We start from the raw sequence: 22,171 nt of genomic DNA on the forward strand, positions 1-22,171 counted from the left end.
CTTGTCGTTCCGCGCAACCTCTGCCGAGCTTTCTTATTATAACCCGTAATACCATGGGGCGACCAGCGAGAAGGTCAACCATAAAATCAGCGTCAGCGGGGTTCCGGCAAGAACGAAGTCGTTGAACCGGTAGTGGCCCGGACCCATGACGATCAGGTTGGTCTGATAGCCCACAGGTGTCGCGAAGGAGCTGTTTGCGGCGATGATCAGGCAGACGACAAAGGCGTCCGGCCGCTGGCCGACCTCGTTGGCGAGGTTGATGGCGACCGGGGTAAACAGGACCGCGGCGGCATTGTTCGACAGGAAGTTGGTCAGAACCATGACGATGAAGAACAAGGCGGAAAGGATCACCGGAGGCGGTGCCCCGTTCAGAACATGAGCAAGGCCCGAAGCGATCGCGGCCGCCCCGCCGGTACCTTCAAGCGCAACGGCGCCGGCAAGCGATGCGCCGACCAGCATGAAAATCCGGCTGTCGATCGCGCGCATTGCCTGGCGGATGTTGAGGCAGCCGGAGACGATCATGGCAAAGGTGCCGGCAACAGCGGTCGCGACGATGGGAACGAGGCCGGTGGCGGCGAGCGCCACCACGCAGGCGAAGATCGCCAGGGCGTGTGGCGCATAGCGCTTGCGCGGCACTTCGGCCGTCGACCAGTCGAGCAGAAGCACGTCCCGGTTGCCGCGCAAACGGCCGATTTCGCTTTCGCTGCCGGCCACCAGCAGCACGTCGCCCGCTTCCATGCGGATGTCGTTCATCGCCATGCGCGGCATGCGGCTGCGGCGCTGGATGCCCATCACCAGGCAACCCGTTTCGCTGTAAAAGCCGGATTGCGGCAGGGTTCGGCCCATCAGGCGCGAGGCAGGGGCAACGACCACTTCCGCCAGGCTGATGGATCCCGCCTGAATGGGGGCCGTTTCGCGCCCGGAGCCGTTCCCGTCGCCTTCTGTTTCCATCAGCGGCTGGCGCCGGGCGAGCGCGTTGGCGAGTGCCGTCCTCGTGGCGGCGACGATCACCGTGTCGCCGGGAGACAGCACAACGTTCTCGAACGGCGGCAGGATCGGCTTCTGACCGCGCTGGACGAGACGCACGGTCATGTCCTTGAGTTTCGGAAACATGCCGGACACGGATTCGACGCCGACCAGCGGATGGCCGTAGGTGATTTCGATCTGGGCGATGAACTGCTTGCCGGAGGTGACCTGCAGTTCCTCCGCCATGGTCTTTCGGGATCTCAGGAGCCGCGGCATGACAAACAGCACATAGACCGCGCCGACACTCGCGACGATCAGCCCGATGGGCGTGAACGAGAAGAAACTCAGCCGGACGTCTGAAATCTGAGCGGCGTAATTGGCGACGAGAAGGTTCGTGGACGAGCCGATCAGGGTGGTCATGCCGCCCAGGATGGCAATGAAGGAAAGCGGCATGAGCAACCGGGCCGGCGACTGGCCGACGGTTGCCGCCACCGCTGTCAGGATCGGCAGGAACATCACCACCACCGGCGTATTGTTCAAGAACGCGCTCAGGACCCCGACAACGATCAGGATCGGGATCGCGGCCCGGTGTGAGCGCCCGCGCGTCATCCTGACGATGGACTTCGCCGGACCTTCGAGCGCGTCGGTTTGAAATAGGCCCTGACCGATGATCAGCAGGCAGATCACCGTAATGAGCGCCGGGTTGGCGAAACCGGCCAGGAAATCCCCGGTCTGGATCGTCCGGCCATCCGGCGTTTCCACCGGGAAAACATAAAAAATGACGATAAACGCGGTGACCGAGCCGAGAGCGACCGTTTCAATCGCGTAGCGCTCAAGGGCGTAGAGAACGACGGTTGACGCGATCACCACGAAGGTCAGCGCCATAGCAATTTCAACTGAATCCATCCACCCGCCCGAAGCCTGCCTGGCCGTTTAACGCGAAGACACAGTTTAGAACAGGCGGTTGGGCGAAGGGAAGGGGGGAGGAACCAGTTTGGTGTGAAAGGTGCGGGGAGGCGTTGGTTAACCATGGCTTAAGAAAGTCTGAAATCCTTTAGCCAATGTCCCGTAAACCGGGTATCTTGAAGGTCAAGAAAGTCTTTCTCGGGATCACAAACGATCAGTCGTTCGAGTGAGCAGTATCGGGAAGAACGCAACATGATGAGGACCACAACCTTGAAACTCAGTGCGATCCTGGCTGCGGCGTTGATTGCCGTTTCTTCGGCTGCATCCGCCGCGACACTTTCCATTGTCGGCAATCCGATTGCCGAAACCTCGCTGCCGGGTAATTTCGGATCCTTGAGGACTGCGGATGGCACCGTTGACCGAAACGATGCCCTGTTCAGGGACAACAACGGCAATCTGGTGCTTCCGGCAGGTCAGCCGGCGGCTTTTGGCCTGTCGGTTTTCAACAGCTCCAACGGTGCCGGCGGAGGGCTTGCTCTTTCCGGGAAATCCGAGGTGACGTTCACCTATCTTGGGTTCGAGGCCGGCAACACCAACACCTTCTCCTCAAACGAGTTCGGTGGCGCTTTCTTTGCCAACAAGGGAGCGGCGGCTTCGGGGTTTGGCGACACGATCACCGCGTTGTTTGACAGCGGTGTGACGCCGTTTCTGCTCGATTTCGTTTTCAGCACCAGTGGTGGCGGCGGACAAAGCGCGGAAAACGCCGGTTCGATCGCATCCGGGCTGACGCTGGCCTTTGGCCCGCTGTTCAACAACGGCAAGTCCGTTTTCGCATTCCTGGGCGACGGCGCCGGCGACAGCGACTTTGACGACATGGTCGTAAGGATCGACGTGACGGCCGTTCCGGTTCCTGCCGCTCTTCCGCTCCTCGTCGGAGGACTGGGTGTCCTGGGTTTCGTGGCGCGCCGCCGCAAACGCACCGCCTGATCTGATCCTAAACCGAAAAACAAAACCGCCGGCGTGGCTCACGCTGGCGGTTTTTCTGTTTCGGGACAGCCGAGGAAACCGGGCGAGGTCGTGTTCTTCGCAGCATCGGTCCGGGCCCATGCGCATCATCTGCCGTGTTGGCCGGAACAGGGCGCACCGGGTTCAAGTGGTCGGTCTACGACTGTGCGCCGTGAAACGCGCCCCCTCCATGCCCAGACGGCGCCAGACCGAAAAAGTTCCGGTAGGCGCGCCGGAAGCTGTTCGCTTCCTCGTAGCCGAGCGCTGCCGCGATTTCGGCGATGGTGAAGGTGCCGGCGGCGATGAGCGCCGAGGCGCGGCGCATGGTTTCCTGAAGGCGGAGTTCACGGAATGTCCGTCCTTCGGTTCTAAGACGCCGCTGCAGCGTTCGCACGCCGAGGCCGAGCTGCGAGGCGATGGTCTCTTCCATGGCCGGGCTCACCCGCAGCTGCAGTTTCAGGACATCGCGGACGAGCTGGGTGAAGTCGGCCGGCGCGGACGTTCCCTCAAGGCGCGGCAGGTCCTCGAGCGTCAGGCTGGTTCTCGCATCCGCGGGCACGGGATTCGGCAGCATGAGATCGGCGAGGGAAATGGCCAGTCCCGTCATGGGACCGGGACGGACCTCGTAGCCCCTGTAATAGTGGTCCAGGAGAGCGGCGCCCGGCGGACCGTCACGCCGGGGATGCTCGATCCATGCGGGTTTCCAGGCCGGTCCTGCGAAGTGACGCATGAAATCGGTCAGGAGGAGCGGTACGGCTTCCTCGATATGGCGCGATCCGAGCGCTCTTTCGATCCCCGTTGAAAAGCGCACGACAAGGTAGTCTCCGGAAAGAACGGTCTCGAAACGCGATCCGCTAACGAGCATGGACAGGGCCTGTTTTCCCCGCTCCAGGGCGCTGGCGGCGTCCGGGGCTTCCAGCACGTAGTCCGCATGGATGCCGAGGTCCCTGTAGCGCATTTTTGTGCCGATCAACGCCCCCAGATGCGGCTCGCCCAGCCTGCGTGCGGCCACCTCGACCCATTTCGCCTGAAACTGGTAGGGCGCGAAGGCCGGCGGCCCCTCGAAGAAGGTGTCGTGGAGCCCGACCGACCGGGTGACGCTACGGGTGAATTCCTGGCTCGTCAGCTCTGTCACGATCCGCGCGGGGGCGACCATCAGCCTCGTGTTGAACAGTTTTCCCATGCTCAATTCCATATCCCCCTGGCGGCCCGCTGACGCCTGCGCTTTCCGGCCGCAATCGTCCTTGCGGCGGAGCGCGCGCTGTCTCGCGGCAATCCTGTCCGGCGCTCTGCTAAACCGGCCTGCCTCCGGGATCATACGCAGAAATACGGGGGCTGGGGGAAATGTCGCAAAATGATTACCGGAGCGTGTTGAATAGGGCCTAATTTTCCCCACGGTCAACTGAGCCGGGCATGCGTTGGGAGGAAGAGAGTTGAACAAACAGGTCACGGCGCGAGGGTGGCGTCCGGTGTCTCTGCCCGATCAGTGCATTGGCTTGATTGTTTTCCCCTTCCGAAGCGGTCGGGCTCCCTGGAGGTTCGGTTCTTCGCGCCGCACGTCCGAACGCGGTTTTGGAGTTGAAGTCATGCGGTTTTTTCTCACTTTTGTTTTTTCCCTGGCAGCCTCCACGGCCGCGGCGGTTGAACCCGTCACCCTCGATACAATCGTGAGGGCGGAGACCGACACTGCTTTTCGAACGACCCTTGACCAGGCCGGCGGGGCATTCAACACCTTCTTGCACATCCGCGAGCTGACGCCGGTCGACGCGCAAACAGTCATCCGCTCGAACCGTGATACGATCTACTCCGCAGTGTTGCTGGACCTGTCCGAGCCCGTCACGGTGACAATCCCTGATGCGGGTGGGCGCTATATCAGTTTCCAGGTCATCAACCAGGATCATTACATGTTTGTCCTGAAGGAGCCGGGCGAGCATGTTCTGACGCAGGACAAGGTCGGCAGCCGCTTCGCCCAGATCCTCGTGCGCACCTTTGTCGATCCGAACGACGAAAAGGACATCGCTGCCGTTCACGCCATTCAGGACGAGATGAAGGCGGTTGGCGGCGGGGCGGGTCCCTTCGTCGCGCCGAACTGGGATCAGGAGCAGCTTCAGAGCGCGCGCGATGCAATTAACCAGATCGCGATACTTGGATTCTCCTCGGTGGATGCTTTCGGCTCGCGGGAGGAAACGAGACCGGTCGATCATCTCGTCGGTGCAATCGCCGGCTGGGGCGGCTTGCCGAAATCGGAAGCTTATTATGAGGCGAAGGGCGTCGGCGACGCGTCCGGCACCCCTTACACGGTGACGGTCAAGGACGTTCCGGTCGACGCCTTCTGGTCGATCACGGTCTATAACGCCGACGGATTTCTGGAGCCCAACGAGCTGAACGCCTACAGCTACAACAACGTCACCGCCAAGCCCAACGGCGACGGCTCCTACACCGTCAATTTCGGCGGTTGCGGCGACGACCGGGTGAACTGCCTGCCGGTGCCGGAGGGATGGAACTACGCGGTGCGCATGTACCGGCCGCGCGCCGAAATTCTCGACGGGTCCTGGGTGTTCCCGGAGCCGGTTCCGGCCCAATGACCCGCAGGCAAGGGGATTTTCCAGAATGACACCGTTTTCGATTGCAGCGCCGCTTGTCGCCGTCGGCCTTCTTGCGAGCGCACCCGCCGCCAAGGCCCAGACATACGCCGCCGATGTGCCTGCGTCCGTCCGAACGCCCGAAACGGTCGAGACCGGACCGCTCGGCACGCTCAGATTTTTCGATGGCCTGCCCGACGAGGAGACCGTCCGGAAGGTATACGACAATCTGGACTTTTCGCGCGGTGTTGAAGCCTTCCTGAGTGGCATGCCGGCGGCCTCGGTCTACGCTTTGTGCAGCGGTTATGAGGATGCCGGCATGCCGGCGCACGCTGTTGGTATCAGCGAGGATCTTCTCGATGCGCGTTCGCTCTGGCTTACCGCGAACTCGACAACCGTCTACGTCACGACCTGTCTCGACCTGAAGCAGGGGCCGGTTGTCGTGGAAGTGGCTCCGGGACTGCTGGGTGCTGTCGACGACGCCTTCTTTCGCTGGGATACCGATATCGGCGTCACCGGCCCCGACCAGGGCCGCGGAGGACGCTACCTGTTCCTGCCGCCGCATTATGACGGACCGGTTCCCGCGCTTGGCTATTATGTCATTCGCACCCGGACCAACCTGCATTGGCTGTTTGCCCGGGCCTTCGTGACGGATGCCGGCCTCGAGGCCGCGGTTGCCGGCGTCAAGGCGGGGACGAAGGCATATCTTCTTGCGGAAGCCGCGTCGCCTCCCGAGCAGGTCTTTGTGGATTTGTCGGGCAGGAAGATGAATACCATCCATGCCAATGACGCGACCTATTTCGACGAGTTGAACGCGGTCGTCCAGAATGAGCCGGGCGATGCGTTCGACCCGGAGATCGCCGGCCTATTCGCGTCGATCGGCATCAAGAAGGACGTGCCGTTCGAGCCGGATGCTCGGATGAAGAAGATTCTCGCCGACGCGGCCGCCGTCGGAAACGCGACGGCCCGCGCGCTCGCCTTCCGCCCGCGCGACCGGGACCGCTACTATTATTATCCGGACCGGCAATGGTTCACGAGCTTTGTCGGCGGCAGTCACGAGTTCATGGACAATGGCGCGCTCGGCCTCGACGATCGGACGATGTTTCACTATGTCGCGACCGGCATCACCCCGGCGATGGCGGCGCCGCAGGTCGGCACCGGCTCCGTCTATGCCTTCACGCCGCACGACGCGACCGGCGCCTACCTCGACGGTGGCAAGACCTACAAGGTCACCCTTCCGGGCCCGGTGCCGGCGAAAGATTTCTGGTCCTTCGTCGTCTACTCGACCCAGCACCGCTCGATGCTGGAGACCGACCAGCGTCTGGCCGGTCTCGACAGCACCCTTGAAGGCGTCACGGCGGACGAGGACGGGTCCTATACGGTCTGGTTCGGCCCGGAGCCGCCGGAGGGCAGGGAAGACCTCTGGGTACAGACCATGCCGGGCGAAGGCTACGCCGTCATTCTGAGGCTCTATGGCCCTCTCGACCCCTGGTTCGACAAGACCTGGAAGCCGGGCGACCTGGAGCGCGTTGAGTAAAGCCGGTTCCGGTCATTGCGCGCCGGAGTGGGCAGTTTGGGTTTTGCAAGACTGAATTTGTACTGGGACTTTCAATGACACGCAGCAGGATATTGTTCGCCTTCGGACTGCTCGCCGCGATCGCATCGCCGGGCCATGCCGCGGATCTCGCCGGGCCGACCGTCGCGACACCGCCTCCGCCCGCGACGCCCTCCAGATGGCAGTTCACCTTCGCGCCCTATATCTGGACGGCGGGGATCGGCGGCGACGTCGGCCAGTTCGGGCTGCCGCCCGTCAGTATGAGTGAATCCATCGGCGATGTGCTGTCCTCGCTCGATGTCGGTCTGATGGCGGTCGCCGAAATCCGCTATGACCGGTTCATCGTCTCGACGGATCTCAGCTATGTCAGGACCTCATCCAGCTCCGATACGCCGCTCGGTATTTTCGCGAACTCGGTCGAGACGACCAGCACGTCCATTCGCGGCGTTCTGCTCGGCGGCTATGAACTGGTGGATACCGGCCGCTTCCGCCTCGACGCTCACGCCGGGCTGCAGGTTCTTTCCGCCGAGACGGAACTCGCCTTTTCCGGCGGACTGCTGAACGGGAGGACGCGCAGCGACTCAGATACCTGGGCCGACGGTCTGGCGGGGGTTCGCGCCAGGTTCGATTTCACTCCGAAATTCTACATGTCCGGTTGGGCCTATGCGGGCGCCGGACAGTCGGATCTGGTCTGGGATGTCATGGGCGGGGCCGGCTACAACTTCAACGGCCGCATTTCCAGCTACCTCGGCTACCGCGCCAACGGCGTCGACTACAGCAGCGACGGGTTCGTCTACGATGTCGTCCAGCAGGGACCGGTGGCCGGTCTCGTGTTCCGCTTCTGACAGCGAATTGGGCGTGAGTCTCTACATCCCGCGAACCGCATCTGAATTGACCACGACAACGCCGAGAACGATGTCGTGCAACAGGCGTTTGCGGTCGGAAAAGAGCGACACCAGCAGCACCAGCGGCGTCAGGAGGGAAATGGAAAACCAGAACAGCAGCGCGTGGATCGCGGCCAGCAGCGGATAGGGCCTGGCGCCGTACCAGAGGCGCATTTCGAGTCCCATGGAGCGCATGCCGAAGGTGGAGGCTTGCGGACCGCCTAGAGTAAAGGCGACATAAAGGAGTGCGACCGCCGTCGGCAGGATGGCGTAAAGCATGAAGCCAAGCCCGAGGGTGAAGATCCCGAGGAAAAACACCACGATGCCGGCGAGAAACGTCAGGATGGCGATAACGATCACGTCGACGCAAAAAGCGAACATCCGCCGGCTGCGCACGCCGGAAAAGAGCTCCGGATTGCGCAGCGGATCGAACACGTCCTGGCGTGTGTAATCTGAAGTATATTCTGCCGACATGTCATCCCGCTCCCGTCGTGGCGATGACCTCAATGTGGGGACTGGTGAACGATTTGGCAAATTGCGCCTTGCCCCGGAAGGCAAGGCGAGCCGGCCCTCATTTGTCGCCGGCCAGGAATGAGGCGACCATCGGCGCGAAATAGGTCAGGATGCCGTCGGCGCCGGCGCGCTTGAAGGCCAGAAGGCTTTCCAGCATCGCACGGTCGCCGTCGAGCCAGCCGTTGGCGCTTGCCGCCTTGATCATCGCGTATTCACCGGAGACCTGGTAGGCGTAGGTCGGTACCTGGAATTCATCCCTGATGCGCCGGACGACGTCGAGATAGGGCATGCCGGGCTTGACCATGACCATGTCCGCGCCTTCTGTGATGTCGAGTTCCGTCTCCCGCAGCGCCTCGTCCGTATTGGCCGGATCCATCTGATAGGTGCGCTTGTCACCCTTCAGCGTTCCCGAGGAGCCGACCGCATCGCGGAAAGGCCCGTAGAATGCGGAGGCGTATTTCGCCGCATAAGCCATGATCTGCACGTCGCGATGACCGTGAAGGTCCAGCGATTGGCGAATCGCGGCGATGCGGCCGTCCATCATGTCGGAGGGCGCGATCACGTCCGAGCCCGCGTCCGCCTGGACCAGCGCCTGCCGGCAAAGCTGATCGACCGTCTCGTCGTTGAGGATCGTTTCCCCCTCCATCAGCCCGTCATGGCCGTGGCTGGTATAGGGATCGAGCGCGACATCGGTCATCAGGCCGAGGTTCAGTCCTTCCGCCTTGATTGCCTGCAGGGCGCGGCAGGTGAGGTTTTCCGGGTTGAGTGCTTCCGAGCCGGTCTCGTCCCGGAGATCGGGATCGGTGTAGGGAAACAGGGCAAGAGCCGGAATGCCGAGCTCCGCGGCCCGGTTGGCTTCGCGAACCGCTTCATCGACAGACAGACGGAACACGCCGGGCATGGAGGCGACCGGTTGGCGGGCGTTCGTTCCGTCCGTCAGAAAGATCGGCCAGATCAGATCGTCCACGGTCAGCACGTTTTCGCGCACCAGCCGGCGAGACCAGTCGGTGCGCCGGTTGCGGCGCATGCGGGTGCCGGCCAGAATGGAGTCCATGTGATCGGAGGTAATTCGCGGCAGCGGTGGGGTGGACGTCATGAAACGAGCCTGTTCGCTAAGGACTGAAATCTGTTTCGCTTTGGGAAGCGGCGCCAATCTATCATGCGGATGCACCCATTCCAACTCTCTGTAAAACGACTGAAAAAAAAGAAGAAAAATAGATTGTTTGACGTTCGCGTCAAATCTGCTTAAGTGCGTGCTGAGGAAAATATCCAAGGCGACCAGCCTTGGCCTTCGTGACGTCTGCGGAGGAGGGGAGGACAAGATGGACTTTGCACTGAATGAGGACCAGCGCGCCTTCAAGGATATGGCCGCATCCTTCTCGCGCGACGAGTTGGCGCCCCATGCCAAGGCCTGGGACGAGGACAGCACGTTCCCGATCGACACCCTGCGCAAGGCGGCGGAACTCGGGTTCGGCGGGATCTATGTCAGGGAAGATGTCGGCGGTTCGGCGCTGACCCGCCTGGACGCAACGCTGATTTTCGAGGAGCTGGCCCGGGGCTGCACATCCACGGCCGCCTATATTTCCATTCACAACATGGTTGCCTGGATCATCGACACCTATGGTTCGGAGGACTTGCGTCAGAAATACCTGTCGCGGATCTGCGCCATGGAGATATTCACCAGCTACTGCCTGACCGAGCCGGGCTCGGGCTCCGACGCCGCGAGCCTGCGCACCAGCGCAAGGGACGATGGCGACCATTACATTCTGAACGGCTCCAAGGCCTTTATTTCCGGAGGTGGGGTCAGCGACCTCTATGCGGTCATGGTCCGCACCGGCGACGAAGGCGCATCCGGCGTGTCCTGTCTTCTGGTCGAAAAGGGGACGCCCGGTCTCAGTTTCGGCGCCAACGAGGTCAAGCTAGGCTGGAAGAGCCAGCCGACCGCCCAGGTCAACTTTCAGGATTGCCGGGTCCCCAAAAGCAATCTCATCGACGCGGAAGGACAGGGCTTCAAGATCGCCATGTCCGCGCTCGACGGCGGACGCCTGAACATAGGGGCCTGTTCGATCGGTGCCGCGCAGGCCTGTCTGGACTACGCGCTCGCCTATGTGCAGGAACGCAAGCAATTCGGCCGGCCGATCGCGGAGTTCCAGGCGTTGCAGTTCCGCCTGGCGGATATGGCGACGGAACTGGAGGCGGCGCGTTTGCTGCTCCACAAGGCGGCAACCGCCGTGGACGCGAAAGCCCACGACGCCACAAAACTGGCGGCCATGGCCAAGCGGCTAGCCACCGACACAGGCTTTCAGGTGGTCAACGACGCGCTGCAGCTTCACGGTGGTTACGGCTATCTGCGCGACTATCCGATCGAGCGCTATTTCCGCGATGTCCGCGTGCACCAGATCCTGGAAGGCACCAACGAAATCATGCGTCTGATCATTGCCCGCCAGCTGTTGAAGGATTGAGTGAGCCGGCCGGGCCTGACTTTTGAAATGACTCTTGTTTTGTGAGGTATCGTGAGCGACGAGATCCTGTTTGAAAAGCGCGGCAAGGCCGGGGTTGCGATCCTGAACCGGCCGAAGGCGCTGAATGCCCTGAGCCACGGAATGGTCAAGGCGCTTGCCGGCCGATTGACCCAATGGGCGGACGATCCTTCGGTCGCGCATGTTGTGGTCAAGGGGGCGGGCGACAAGGCCTTTTGCGCCGGCGGCGACATTCGCAGCATCTACGATGCCCGCATGGAGGGCCGGACCGAGGGTCTGAGCAGGTTCTTCGGCGACGAATACATCCTGAACGCCCAGATCAAGTCCTTTCCAAAGCCCTATATTTCCCTGATCGACGGTATCGTGATGGGCGGTGGTGTCGGCGTATCCGTCCACGGCAGCCATCGGATCGGCACGGAAAAGACCATGTTTGCCATGCCGGAAACGGGGATCGGTTTCTTCCCCGATGTCGGCGGCAGTTATTTTCTGCCCCGCATGCCGAGGAAGAGCGGCGTCTATTGCGCCTTGAGCGCCGGGCGGCTGAAGCAGGGCGACGCGCTGGCGACTGGCGTGCTCACCCATGCCGTAAGCACGGATTCGCTGGCCGATATTGAGCAGGCCTTGGAAACGGCTGACGACATCGGCGCGGCGATCGCCCCGCATCTGATCGTTCCGGAACGAGGCCCGATTACCCAAAATCTGGATCTCATCGAGGAGATCTTTTCAGGTGAAAGCGTCGCGGCGATTCTGGAACGGCTGGAAGCCTCCACGCATGACTTTGCCGGGGAAACGCTCAAGGCCATCAATGGCAAGTCGCCGACAAGCGTCCTGATAGCCTTCGAAGAGATGCAACGCGGCGGATCCCTGAGCTTCGAAGAGTGCATGAAGCTCGAGTACCGGATCGTCTCCCGGATCCTTCAGGGGAACGATTTCTTCGAGGGCGTCCGTGCGGTCCTTGTCGACAAGGACCATGCGCCGAAATGGTCGCCTTCGCTCATAAGTGAAGTAGACAGTTCCGATCTGGCGTCGTATTTCGAGGAGCCGGCAGACGGAGACCTTCCGCTTTAGGCCGGACTCCATCAACCCGGAACCGGACCGCTCATGATCACAAGCTTTCAGGACCTGATTGATGCCCGGCCACCCTGGAGCAATGTCCTCATCCTCTATCTCAGGGGGATTTCCGTCATTCTGTTTGCCGGCGGCGTGATCTACTGGGCTCGAATTATCGGCATTGTCGAATGGCGCGGGCAGTGGTTCTGGGAGATGTCTATCGCGCTGCAGGGCGCGATCGTGTTTTTCGCCGTTCTCGACCTCGTCGCGGCAACCGGACTATGGCTGACCGTATCCTGGGGAACGGTGATGTGGCTGTTCCGCTGCGCCTGTCAGATCGTCATGCACACCGCGTTTTCGGATCTTTACGGTCGCAGGCCTTACGAAATCGCCTTTTATCTGCTGACCATCGCGATCTACGCGGCGCTGGCTGTGCTCATGGAGAGGGAAAACCGGGCACATACGGGCTGACGTTTTCACCCGGTTCTTGAAGGGCCTTCAAAAGCGGACGAAGAAAACCGGTCAACAGATTCAAAATCATCGCAAAAACTTCTTGGGAGGAAATCATGGCAAGCACAGTCGGGTTCATCGGTCTTGGCAACATGGGCGGACCGATGGCGGTCAATCTCGTCAAGGCGGGCCATACGGTTCTAGGCTTCGATCTCTCCGAAGCCGCCGTGGCGGCGTTCGTGGGTGCGGGTGGGAAAAAAGCCGCAAGCGTGGCGGAACTGGCTGCCGCCGCCGATGTGGTCGTCACCATGCTGCCGGCCGGAAAACATGTGCGCCAGATCTATCAGGGCGAGGGCGGCATTCTGGACAACGCGAAAGCCGGTACGCTTCTGATCGACAGCTCCACCATCGACGTCGACAGCGCGCGCGCGGTGAGCGCGGCCGCGGCGGATATGGAAATGATCATGGTCGATGCTCCGGTCTCCGGTGGTGTCGCGGGCGCGGCCGGCGGAACGCTTACGTTCATGGTTGGCGGTACCGACGAGGCGTATGAAGCCGCCAGGCCCTATCTCGACATCATGGGCAAGACCATCGTTCACGCGGGCGGCGCGGGCAACGGCCAGGCAGCCAAGATCTGCAACAACATGATCCTGGGCATTTCGATGATCGGCGTGAGCGAGGCCTTCGTTCTAGCGGAAAAACTCGGCCTGGAAGCGCAGAAGCTGTTCGATATCTCCTCGACCGCGTCCGGCCAGTGCTGGTCGCTGACATCTTATTGTCCGGTCCCGGGGCCTTTGCCGGCCTCTCCCGCCAACAGGGACTATCAGCCCGGCTTTGCCGCGGCGATGATGCTCAAGGATCTGAAGCTGGCACAGGAAGCAGCCGGGACATCGGGAGCCGCGACGCCGCTTGGCGCGGAGGCGGCCGCCCTTTACACGCTGTTTTGCAACTCCGGAGGGAACGACCTCGATTTCTCCGGCATCGTCAAGTTCCTGCGTGGGTCGCAAACGTAAACAGGATCCTAACGAGGCCTCTAAACAGCTCGTCAAAAGTTAACCGATGATTCAGCGTGTCTCTTAAGCGGATTTTAGAAACACTCGGTTAGATTGCGTATCAAGGCGGGAAAATATCCGTCGAAAGACAGGAACTATACGAGGCGCAATCAAATGATCACCGCAAGTAGGGCAGTCGACACTGTTGCTCAGGGCGAAGAGGAAGATGCGGAAATCAAACCGCTCTATCTTGAAGCCCTAACGCTCGTCGAGCGGCTGCATCGTCGTCTTCTCGACGTCATCAAGGACGAGTTCGACCGGATGGGACGTTCCGATGTCAACAGCGTGCAGGCACTGCTGCTGTTCAACATCGGCGACAGCGAACTGACCGCGGGAGAGCTGCGCACACGCGGCTATTATCTCGGCTCGAACGTTTCCTACAATCTGAAGAAACTGGTGGAAACCGGCTACATTCACCATCAGCGTTCGCGCATGGACCGCCGGTCGGTCCGCGTAAGCCTGACGGACAAAGGGCAGGAAGTGGCACAGATCGTCAACGATCTGTACGAACGCCATATCCTGTCGGTGGAACAGGTCGGTGAAATCGGTCCCGAGGACTTCGTTGCCTTGAACAAGTCCCTGCGCCGTCTCGAGCGGTTCTGGACCGACCAGATTCTCTACCGCCTTTAAGTTTTTCGCGGCACATTCGGATGACAAAGGCATCGCCCCCGGGCGGTGCCTTTTTTTATGTTTTTTCCGACCTCACGCGGTTTTGCATTTAAATTTACCGAAACTGCTCGAAATACTCTTCCAAAGGTCGGGGCCGGGACAACGGCGGAAACTTGCTGACATTTTGTGGTCACATTGCAATGGCTTTGTGCGCTCTTCCAGAAGACAAGTGGCCAAGCCAAGCGTTTGTTTACCCCCTTCCGTTAAGAGTGGGACGTCGAGGAACGGCAAGGCGCGTTGCAAGCTTTCGTTCCGGAACACCGGCTCGGTCTGCTTTCGGGCAATCGCCAGGAGCGGGCAGGGTGGGCGCCCTGAAGGTGACCGGATCCTCTTTTCACGGAATTTGACCGCGAGAGGGCCGGGATGAGACGAAAACGCTAGAGACGCTGGCAATATGGGATCGGTAATGAAGCTTCTATCCGGATCGTTCGACAATGTGACTGGCCTCGCCGGACGCGGGAGCCATGTGCTCAAGGGCCTCTGGGCTATCGGATTGGCCGTGCCGCTGCTGGCCGGCCCGGCTGCTTCCGCTCAAACCGCTCTGCAGTCCCTGCAGCAGAACCGCCAGAAGGTGGAATGGGCGGACAATTTCGACATCGCGACGGAAAACATCACGGAAGTAAACTCTTCCGCTCCGACGCTGTCGCCGGAGACCGCCAACTATATCGCCGTCGCCATCGATCGCTATCAACGCATTGTTCAAGCGGGTGGCTGGGGGACCGTGACCGGCGGCGGCAAGGCGCTGCGGATCGGAGCCAAAGACCCCCGTGTCGTCGAATTGCGCCGGCGCCTGATTGCCTCCGGCGATCTGGAGCAGCAGGCCGGGCTTTCCAACACGTTCGATTCCTACGTCGATTCCGCCCTGCGCCGCTTCCAGCTCCGCCACGGGCTCATTCCTGACGGGGTGATGGGCGAATCGACCGTGCGGGCGCTCAATGTTTCCGCGCAAGTGCGTCTGAGCCAGCTTGAAACCAACCTGATCCGCATGCGCTCCATGTCCGGGTTCCTTGGGGACCGCTACGTCATGGTGAATATTCCGGCTGCGGAAATCGAGGCGGTCGAAAACGGCCGGGTCCGTTCGCGCCACACGGCCGTCGTCGGCAAGATCGACCGTCAGACGCCGATCCTGAACAGCAAGATCTACGAGCTGAATTTCAATCCCTACTGGACGGTTCCGGTGTCCATCATCAGAAAGGATCTGATCCCGAAGATGAAGGAAGATCCGGAATACCTGGCCCGGAACAACATCCGTATCTTCGACTGGCACGGCAACGAGCTGTCCTGGCAGCAGATCGACTGGAACACCGACGAGGCAACCCAGTACCGCTTCACACAGGACCCCGGCGCCGAGAATTCACTCGGACAGGTGCGGATCAACTTCCACAACAAGCACCAAGTCTATATGCATGACACGCCGTCCAAGACCCTTTTCGGCGAGGACAAGCGTTTCCACTCCTCCGGCTGCGTGCGCGTTCAGAACGTACGCGAACTGGTGACCTGGCTTTTGCAGTCCACAACGCCGGACTGGGACCGTGGCCGCGTCGATTCCGTTATCCGGACCGGCGAGCGGGAAGACGTCAAACTCAAAAGCTCCATTCCGGTCTACTTCACCTATATCACGGCCTGGGCAAACGCGGATGGTGTGATCCATTTCCGCGAGGACATCTACGACCGGGACGATCTCTACGCCGCCGAAACGCAGGCGCGCCTCTGAGGCCCGGAAGGTCCGGAGCCCTTGCGACGTCTGGAAACGCCGGTCTTGCGAAGGCCGGCGTTTCGTGTCTTCTAGAGCGTGTCGCGTTTAATTGGAAATATCTTGTATCGCTATTCGCGTTGAAATCTCTGATTTCAGACAGCGAAAAGCGTTCCGATAAAACGAGATTTGCTCTAGAGACATTCTCTGACTTGGGAGACGCATGATGAGTCGCGAGCCGCGGCCCGGTGAGATCTATCTTGAATTCCGGCAGGTCGGACAGCAGGTCAAGGTCACCGCGATTGACGCCGCGACCGGGATCGAGGTCTCGACATTCGGCCCCGTTTCGGCGGCCGAGGAAGATCTGAAACGCCTGGCGGTTCGTAAGCTCAAGAGGCGAGTGGAGCAGGTGAGCGCCGCGTCCCGGTCACGACCCGACCCGACCCTGTACTGATCCGGGTGCGTGACGGCGGCAAGACGGTTGGCTGCGAAGCGGCGGAATACCGGTGTCGTTTTCCAATCGTGCCGGGTCGCTCCAGCCCTTGGTTCTTCGGGGGCGCTGTGCTAATTCCTCGCCTCGAGTTGGAACGACAGCGAAACAGCGTGAGCGTATCTTGCCTACGTTACACGCCCAAAATACAAGGATGGCGCGATGTCTTTGATGGAAAACTCCGGTCAAACCCTGCAATCCGGTTTCTTCACCAGCAGCCTTGCAGAGGTCGATCCGGACATTTTCGGCACCATTGAGAACGAACTCGGCCGCCAGCGCCACGAAATCGAACTGATCGCCTCCGAGAACATCGTCTCCAAGGCGGTGCTGGAAGCACAAGGCTCCGTTTTCACGAACAAATATGCCGAAGGCTATCCGGGCAAGCGCTACTACGGTGGCTGCCAGTTTGCCGATGTCGCCGAAACGCTTGCCATCGAGCGCGCCAAGGAACTGTTCGGCTGTGGGTTCGCCAACGTCCAGCCGAACTCCGGCAGCCAGATGAACCAGGCGGTGTTCCTGGCGTTGCTGCAGCCGGGCGATACCTTCATGGGGCTTGACCTGAATTCCGGCGGCCACCTGACCCACGGGTCTCCGGTCAACATGTCCGGCAAGTGGTTCAATGTGGTCTCTTACGGCGTGCGCGCGGACGATCACCTCCTCGACATGGAAGAAGTCGAGCGGCTCGCCCAGGAACACAAGCCGAAGCTGATCCTGGCCGGCGGCACCGCCTACTCCCGTATCTGGGACTGGAAGAAATTCCGTGAAATCGCCGACAGCATCGGCGCCTACCTGATGGTCGACATGGCCCATATCGCCGGACTGGTCGCCGGCGGTGTTCACCCGTCACCGGTTCCCCACGCCCACGTGGTCACCACCACAACGCACAAATCCCTGCGCGGTCCGCGTGGCGGCATGATCCTGACCAACGACGAGGCAATCGCCAAGAAGGTCAATTCCGCGGTGTTCCCGGGTCTGCAGGGCGGTCCGCTGATGCATGTGATCGCAGCCAAGGCCGTTGCCTTTAAGGAAGCCCTGCAGCCGGAATTCAAGGCCTATGCCCGCGCGGTCGCCGAAAACGCCAAGGCGCTCGCCGAGGCTCTCAAGGAGCAGGGCCTGGACATCGTCTCCGGTGGAACGGACAACCACCTCATGCTGGTCGACCTGCGCCCGAAGAACGCGACCGGCAAGTCGGCCGAAAAGGCTCTTGGCCGCGCCAACATCACCTGCAACAAGAACGGCATCCCGTTCGATCCGGAAAAACCCTTCGTCACGTCAGGCATCCGTCTCGGTACGCCGGCCGCCACGACACGCGGTTTCGGGGTTGCGGAATTCCGCGAGGTTGGTCTTCTGATCACGGAAGTGTTGGACGGTTTGAAGGCCGCAAACAGCGAAGAAGGCAATGCGGCAGTTGAAGCAGCGGTCAAAGCCAAGGTAGAAGCACTGACAGCCCGGTTCCCGATCTACGGGTAACACAGCCGGCTCGCTCAGGAGCTTTAAAAACCATGAGATGTCCGTTTTGCGGGGGCGATGAGACCCAGGTCAAGGATTCCCGCCCCACCGAGGACAACACCGCCATTCGCCGCCGCAGGGTCTGCAATACTTGCGGCGGCCGTTTCACGACATTCGAGCGCGTGCAGCTGCGCGAGCTGATGGTGCTCAAGCGCTCCGGGCGCCGCGTTCCCTTCGATCGCGAAAAGCTGATGCGCTCGGTGCAGATCGCCGTGCGCAAGCGACCGGTCGATCCGGAGCGGATCGAACGCATGGTCAGCGGCATTGTCCGACAGCTCGAAAGTTCCGGCGAAAGCGAAATCACCGCGGAGACCATCGGCAATCACGTCATGGAGGGGCTGAAGGGCATCGACGATGTGGCTTATGTCCGTTTCGCCTCCGTCTACAAGAATTTCCGTGAAGCCAAGGACTTTGAAGCGCTTCTGGACGAGCTGAGCGACTCCGAAGCGCAATCCTTGAAAGACACCTGATTTCATTACGACCGGTTTCATGTCTTCCATTTCCCAACTCGATCAGCGCTTCATGGCGGCCGCCGAACGTCTCGCCCGGCGCGGACTGGGGCGTGTCTGGCCCAATCCTTCCGTTGCTGCCCTGATCGTCCGCGACGACGGGGAGGGCCCCGTTCTTGTGGGTCGTGGCGTCACCTCACGGCCGGGTTTGGCCCACGCGGAAGTGAACGCGCTTGCCCAGGCAGGCGAGAAGGCGGAAGGCGCCACCTGTTACGTCACCCTGGAACCCTGTTCCCACTACGGGCGGACACCGCCGTGCTCGCTGGCCTTGATAAATGCCGGGGTGAAACGGGTCGTGATCGGCATGCTCGATCCAAATCCGCGCGTCGCCGGCCGGGGCGTCAAGATGCTTGAAGACGCAGGGATTGAGGTCGTGGTCGGGCTGCGCGAGAAGGCAATGAAGGTGCTTTACCACGGCTTCATGCTGCGTCAGCTCAAGCAGCGGCCGCATGTGTTCCTGAAGCTGGCGGTCTCCCGGGACGGCTTTATCGGTCGCTCGGGTGAGGGGCAGATCAAGATTTCCGGCCCGATGTCCATGCGCAAGGTGCATGGTTTCCGCGCCGAATACGACGCGATCATGGTCGGCTCGGGCACGGCCCTTGCGGATGACCCGCAATTGACCTGTCGCCTCCCGGGACTTGCCGATCGCTCGCCGGTGCGCGTGATCGTTGACCGCTGCGCCCGACTCTCTCTGGAATCCCATCTTGTGCGCACCTGTGCGGAGGTTCCTGTCTGGCTTATTTGCGGCAGCGATGCCGACCCGGACAAGATCGAGAGGCTCGCCTCCGCCGGCGTCAACGTGATCCGGGTTCCGGCCGAGGCGGACTGCATCAAGCCTTCGGTTCTCTTGAGCGCGCTTGCGACACGTGGCGTCACGCGACTGATGCTGGAAGGCGGGTCGCGCATGGCGGCGTCTTTCCTAGAGGCGGATCTCGTCGACGATCTGTGTGTCGTCACGGGCAATGTCGAGATTGGTCAGGGCGGTATTCCCGCTTTGCGCGGGACCGCTCTTGCGGATGTCGTCCGAGACCCCAAATTCGAGCGTGTCGCTGCCGGCCGGTTCGGCGAGGACCTTTATACTTATCTCAGACGGCGCGAGGCCTGACATGTTTACCGGTATTGTGACCGACCTTGGCGAAATCCTCTCGATCGAAGATATTCCGGCGGGTAGAAGGACGCGCATCCGCACGGCCTATGATACGGACACCTTCGACATCGGCGCGTCGATTGCGTGCGCGGGGGTTTGTCACACGGTCACCGCGAAGGCCAACAGCTCCAACGGCAACTGGTTTGAAGTGGAGTCGGCCGCCGAGACACTTGCGCTGACGACGGTGTCCGCCTGGAAGGTTGCCCAGAAGCTCAACCTGGAGCGTTCGCTCACCATGGGGGCGGAACTGGGCGGACACCTGGTGCTTGGACATGTCGACGGTGTCGCAACAGTGGTTAAACGGGAAGATCATCCCGACAGCGTCTACTTTCAGTTCGAGGCTCCGGAGGAATTCGCTCCGTTCATCGCTAAAAAAGGCTCTGCCGCGCTCGACGGCACATCCCTGACGGTCAACGAAGTGGACGGTTGCCTGTTTTCGGTGTTCTTGATCCCGCATACGCTCGAGGTGACCACATGGTCGGAGCGCCGGGAGGGCGACAGGATCAACCTGGAAGTGGACATGATGGCCCGCTACGCCGCGCGGCTTGCGGAATTCTCCAAGACCGGGTAGGGGACGCACGACCTCTCAAAAAGAGCTGCTGTCCCGGATCGTGACTATCCGGAAGCCAATTTACCGATCGGGTCGTGACGGTCCGCCCGAATGAGACTGGACAAACCGGGGCAGACATGGTTCCTGTCGCGGCCTTATCAAGGATGGAATGACTCATGAGCGCTGCACCCAGACTTCTGATCATCGAGGCCCGATTCTACCAGGATTTGGCGGATGCGCTGGCCGAGGGCGCGATCGGGGCTCTTGAAAAGGCCGGTGCGACCTACGACCGGATTGCCGTACCGGGCGTCCTTGAAATACCGGCCGCATTGTCAATGGCATTGACCGCCATGGAAAACGAGGGTGTTCTTTATGACGGCTTCGTGCTGCTTGGAACCGTGATCCGCGGTGAGACGTCCCACTACGACACGGTGGCCAACGAGTCCAACCGGGTTATCATGGATCTGATCGTCGATGCGGATCTCGCCGTCGGAAATGGTATCCTGACGGTTGAAAACAGCGACCAGGCATGGGCCCGCGCGAAGGTGGACGAAAAAGACAAGGGTGGAGCGGCGGCCCAGGCGGCCCTCGACATGATCGCCCTGCGTGAACGCCTCGGAGTATAAGAAAAATGACCGGAAAGGCCGACCCGGAAAAACCGGCTGCAAAAACTGTGCGTCCTGCGAACAAGCGCGGCGTGGCCCGTCTCGCCGCTGTGCAGGCCCTTTATCAGATGGACGTGGGTGGCGCTCCGCTTGCCAGCGTCATCAGCGAATTCACCGCCTTCCGCCTCGGCAAGGAGATCGACGGCGCCCAGTACCGGGATGCCGATGAACAATGGTTCAAGCAGATCGTCGCCGGCGTGGTCGAGGACCAGAAGTTCCTGGACCCGTTTATTCATACGGCCTTGACGGAAGACTGGCCGCTGAAGCGTATCGACAGTCTGTTGCGCGCGATTTTGAGGTCGGGCTCTTTTGAACTCCTGCGCCGCAAGGACGTGCCGCCCAAGGTGATCATCTCCGAGTATATCGATGTCGCCAAGGCCTTTTTCGAGGATGACGAACCGGGGCTTGTCAACGGTGTTCTCGATCGTCTGGCTCATGAATTGCGCGACGCGGAACTCGACGCCAAGAAGGCGGACGGCGCCTCCTGATCATGGACGGGGACCGGCCGGGCGAATTTGAACTCATCAAGCGTTATTTCGCGCCTCTGGCGAACGATCCCGGAAGCCTGGGGCTGGCCGACGACGCCGCGGTCCTGAAACCGTCCACCGGCTGCGATCTTGTCCTGACAAAGGACATGCTTGCCGCGGACGTTCATTTTTTCGCCGACGACGCCCCGGAAGCGATTGCCGCCAAGGCACTCAGGGTGAACCTGTCGGATCTCGCCGCGAAAGGAGCCCGGCCGCTTGGTTATCTTATGGGACTGGCGCTTCCGAAAGACTGGACGGCGAAATGGCTGCAGCGGTTTTCCAACGGCTTGTCCGCCGACCAGGCCGCCTATGATGTGCAGCTCCTGGGCGGCGATACGATAAGATCCGCCAATGGCCTGCAGGTATCGATTACCGCGATTGGAGAGGTTCCGGCAGGGCGGGCGGTTCGGCGCGCCGGAGCAAGACCCGGTGACGCGATCTTCGTCTCCGGAACGATCGGGGATGCCGCCGCCGGACTGAAGGCGCGTCTCGCTCCCGCCTTTTGTGGTGAGCACGGTCTCACTCGACAGGAGGAAGCGCATATTCTCAACCGTTACCTTCTGCCGCGTCCGCGAACCGGCCTGGCGGCGCTCCTGCCCGAGTTTGCATCCGCCGCGATGGACATATCGGACGGGCTGGTCGCCGATGGCGCTCATCTGGCCGGAGCGTCCGGTGTCGATTTGCGGATCGACCTGTCGCGAATACCCTTGTCGTCCGCCTTGAAGCGGATCAGGGCCCGAACGCCCGATGAGTTTATCGACTGTGTGAACGGCGGCGACGATTTCGAGATCCTGGCCTGCGTTCCGGAGACGGACGCGGAGACCTTTTCCGCGAAAGCCTCTTCCCGCGATTGTCCGGTTACGCGGATAGGCATGGTCGAGGCCGGTGGCGGCGAAATCCGGATACATGATAACGGGCAGCCTGTGAGCCTTGCGGTCAGGAGCGGCTTCCGGCATTTTTGAACGCCCT

At 61.3% G+C, this 22,171-nt stretch carries 22 protein-coding genes; 18 read left to right on the top strand and 4 right to left on the bottom strand.

The window, feature by feature from the left end; genetic code table 11:
• Nucleotides 1–36 precede the first annotated feature (36 nt).
• Nucleotides 37–1,872, bottom strand: coding sequence for an SLC13 family permease (locus tag JF539_RS05690; protein ID WP_207139356.1), 1,836 nt, complete (start codon nucleotides 1,870–1,872; stop codon nucleotides 37–39).
• A gap of 252 nt (nucleotides 1,873–2,124) precedes the next feature.
• Here JF539_RS05690 and JF539_RS27475 point away from each other — a divergent pair, with 252 nt between their 5' ends.
• Nucleotides 2,125–2,859: a VPLPA-CTERM sorting domain-containing protein gene (locus JF539_RS27475; RefSeq protein WP_209017012.1), complete on the top strand. Its 735-nt coding sequence runs from the start codon at nucleotides 2,125–2,127 to the stop codon at nucleotides 2,857–2,859.
• A gap of 175 nt (nucleotides 2,860–3,034) precedes the next feature.
• On the opposite strand, the gene JF539_RS05700 is transcribed toward JF539_RS27475, so the two are convergent.
• Entirely contained in the window at nucleotides 3,035–4,060 is a 1,026-nt protein-coding gene (locus JF539_RS05700; RefSeq protein WP_207139357.1) for a helix-turn-helix transcriptional regulator, read from the bottom strand.
• 403 nt (nucleotides 4,061–4,463) lie between these two features.
• On the opposite strand from JF539_RS05700, the gene JF539_RS05705 reads away from it, so the two are divergent.
• The 3 genes from JF539_RS05705 (at nucleotide 4,464) to JF539_RS05715 (ending at nucleotide 7,859) form a co-directional block, all read left to right on the top strand.
• On the top strand, nucleotides 4,464–5,462 hold the full coding sequence (locus JF539_RS05705; RefSeq protein WP_207139358.1) for a DUF1214 domain-containing protein: 999 nt from the start codon (nucleotides 4,464–4,466) through the stop codon (nucleotides 5,460–5,462).
• Nucleotides 5,463–5,487: 25 nt separating this feature from the next.
• Nucleotides 5,488–6,996, top strand: a complete 1,509-nt coding sequence (locus JF539_RS05710) for a DUF1254 domain-containing protein (RefSeq protein WP_207139359.1) — start codon at nucleotides 5,488–5,490, stop codon at nucleotides 6,994–6,996.
• Between the two features lie 74 nt (nucleotides 6,997–7,070).
• Nucleotides 7,071–7,859 carry a hypothetical protein gene (locus JF539_RS05715; RefSeq protein ID WP_207139360.1) on the top strand — a complete coding sequence of 263 codons (789 nt, stop codon included), beginning with the start codon at nucleotides 7,071–7,073 and terminating at the stop codon, nucleotides 7,857–7,859.
• A 21-nt stretch (nucleotides 7,860–7,880) separates the two neighbouring features.
• Here the strand turns inward: JF539_RS05715 and JF539_RS05720 are convergent, their stop codons facing one another.
• Nucleotides 7,881–8,372 (bottom strand): RDD family protein, encoded by a 492-nt coding sequence (locus tag JF539_RS05720; RefSeq protein ID WP_207139361.1) that lies wholly within the window; start codon nucleotides 8,370–8,372, stop codon nucleotides 7,881–7,883.
• Nucleotides 8,373–8,469: 97 nt separating this feature from the next.
• Nucleotides 8,470–9,507: a porphobilinogen synthase gene (gene hemB, locus JF539_RS05725; RefSeq protein WP_207139362.1), complete on the bottom strand. Its 1,038-nt coding sequence runs from the start codon at nucleotides 9,505–9,507 to the stop codon at nucleotides 8,470–8,472.
• 226 nt (nucleotides 9,508–9,733) lie between these two features.
• Between hemB and JF539_RS05730 the strand changes: the two genes are divergently transcribed.
• The 14 genes from JF539_RS05730 to thiL all read left to right on the top strand — a co-directional run bounded on the left by JF539_RS05730 (nucleotide 9,734) and on the right by thiL (nucleotide 22,164).
• A complete protein-coding gene (locus tag JF539_RS05730) occupies nucleotides 9,734–10,873 on the top strand; it encodes an acyl-CoA dehydrogenase family protein (protein ID WP_207139363.1) in 1,140 nt (379 codons plus the stop codon).
• 51 nt (nucleotides 10,874–10,924) lie between these two features.
• Nucleotides 10,925–11,959, top strand: coding sequence for an enoyl-CoA hydratase/isomerase family protein (locus tag JF539_RS05735; RefSeq protein ID WP_207139364.1), 1,035 nt, complete (start codon nucleotides 10,925–10,927; stop codon nucleotides 11,957–11,959).
• Between the two features lie 33 nt (nucleotides 11,960–11,992).
• Nucleotides 11,993–12,412 (top strand): DUF6163 family protein, encoded by a 420-nt coding sequence (locus JF539_RS05740; RefSeq protein ID WP_207139365.1) that lies wholly within the window; start codon nucleotides 11,993–11,995, stop codon nucleotides 12,410–12,412.
• A 95-nt stretch (nucleotides 12,413–12,507) separates the two neighbouring features.
• Entirely contained in the window at nucleotides 12,508–13,404 is an 897-nt protein-coding gene (mmsB, locus tag JF539_RS05745) for a 3-hydroxyisobutyrate dehydrogenase (protein ID WP_207139366.1), read from the top strand.
• Between the two features lie 153 nt (nucleotides 13,405–13,557).
• Nucleotides 13,558–14,073, top strand: coding sequence for a transcriptional regulator LdtR (ldtR, locus tag JF539_RS05750; RefSeq protein WP_207139367.1), 516 nt, complete (start codon nucleotides 13,558–13,560; stop codon nucleotides 14,071–14,073).
• A gap of 445 nt (nucleotides 14,074–14,518) precedes the next feature.
• Nucleotides 14,519–15,826 carry a L,D-transpeptidase family protein gene (locus JF539_RS05755; protein WP_207139368.1) on the top strand — a complete coding sequence of 436 codons (1,308 nt, stop codon included), beginning with the start codon at nucleotides 14,519–14,521 and terminating at the stop codon, nucleotides 15,824–15,826.
• A gap of 205 nt (nucleotides 15,827–16,031) precedes the next feature.
• Entirely contained in the window at nucleotides 16,032–16,259 is a 228-nt protein-coding gene (locus tag JF539_RS05760) for a DUF6898 family protein (protein ID WP_207139369.1), read from the top strand.
• A 207-nt stretch (nucleotides 16,260–16,466) separates the two neighbouring features.
• Entirely contained in the window at nucleotides 16,467–17,765 is a 1,299-nt protein-coding gene (gene glyA / locus JF539_RS05765; RefSeq protein WP_209017184.1) for a serine hydroxymethyltransferase, read from the top strand.
• A gap of 32 nt (nucleotides 17,766–17,797) precedes the next feature.
• On the top strand, nucleotides 17,798–18,274 hold the full coding sequence (nrdR, locus tag JF539_RS05770; RefSeq protein WP_207139371.1) for a transcriptional regulator NrdR: 477 nt from the start codon (nucleotides 17,798–17,800) through the stop codon (nucleotides 18,272–18,274).
• Between the two features lie 19 nt (nucleotides 18,275–18,293).
• Nucleotides 18,294–19,418, top strand: coding sequence for a bifunctional diaminohydroxyphosphoribosylaminopyrimidine deaminase/5-amino-6-(5-phosphoribosylamino)uracil reductase RibD (gene ribD / locus JF539_RS05775; RefSeq protein WP_207139372.1), 1,125 nt, complete (start codon nucleotides 18,294–18,296; stop codon nucleotides 19,416–19,418).
• Nucleotide 19,419: 1 nt separating this feature from the next.
• Nucleotides 19,420–20,031: a riboflavin synthase gene (locus JF539_RS05780; RefSeq protein WP_207139373.1), complete on the top strand. Its 612-nt coding sequence runs from the start codon at nucleotides 19,420–19,422 to the stop codon at nucleotides 20,029–20,031.
• 155 nt (nucleotides 20,032–20,186) lie between these two features.
• Nucleotides 20,187–20,636: a 6,7-dimethyl-8-ribityllumazine synthase gene (ribH, locus tag JF539_RS05785; RefSeq protein ID WP_207139374.1), complete on the top strand. Its 450-nt coding sequence runs from the start codon at nucleotides 20,187–20,189 to the stop codon at nucleotides 20,634–20,636.
• A gap of 5 nt (nucleotides 20,637–20,641) precedes the next feature.
• Nucleotides 20,642–21,163: a transcription antitermination factor NusB gene (nusB, locus tag JF539_RS05790; RefSeq protein ID WP_207139375.1), complete on the top strand. Its 522-nt coding sequence runs from the start codon at nucleotides 20,642–20,644 to the stop codon at nucleotides 21,161–21,163.
• A 2-nt stretch (nucleotides 21,164–21,165) separates the two neighbouring features.
• On the top strand, nucleotides 21,166–22,164 hold the full coding sequence (thiL, locus tag JF539_RS05795; RefSeq protein ID WP_207139376.1) for a thiamine-phosphate kinase: 999 nt from the start codon (nucleotides 21,166–21,168) through the stop codon (nucleotides 22,162–22,164).
• The last annotated feature ends 7 nt before the right edge of the window (nucleotides 22,165–22,171 follow it).

This window comes from Roseibium aggregatum (assembly GCF_017309185.1).
GTDB classification, from domain to species: domain Bacteria; phylum Pseudomonadota; class Alphaproteobacteria; order Rhizobiales; family Stappiaceae; genus Roseibium; species Roseibium aggregatum_B.